Origin of the sequence: Verminephrobacter aporrectodeae subsp. tuberculatae At4, from assembly GCF_000193225.1 — a bacterium.
In the GTDB taxonomy this organism is placed as follows: Bacteria; Pseudomonadota; Gammaproteobacteria; order Burkholderiales; family Burkholderiaceae_C; genus Acidovorax; species Acidovorax aporrectodeae.
The window spans coordinates 1-303 of the sequence record NZ_AFAL01000541.1 but is presented as its reverse complement, the minus strand read 5'-3'; the positions used below and the strand labels follow the sequence as shown (position 1 = coordinate 303).

General features: G+C 72.6%; 1 pseudogene. It reads left to right on the top strand.

Annotation, left to right across the window (positions count from 1 at the left end):
- Nucleotides 1-13: 13 nt before the first annotated feature.
- Nucleotides 14-303 (top strand): annotated as a pseudogene (locus VTU_RS0118060) (hypothetical protein); the annotation flags it as partial.

Below are 303 nucleotides of genomic sequence, written 5' to 3'. Positions count from 1 at the left end.
CGCGGCCAGCCGCGTGAGCACGCGCGCGGGCTGGGCCACGGTCGCCGCGCTGCTGCTCGCGGGGCCGCTCGCCGTGCTGTGCTGGGCGTACGGCGGCAACCTGCTGCCCTGGGCTGTGGTGCAGTTTGGCGGCCTGTTGGTGGTGCTGGCTCTGGCTCCTCTGCCGCGCCGCGCGGGCGCCCTGGCGCCGCATCTGGGGGCGGTGATTGCGTTGTACGCCGTGGCCAAGCTCTTCGAGATGGCGGACCATGCGGTGTTCGAAGCCAGCGCGCAGTGGGTCTCGGGTCACAGCCTCAAGCATGT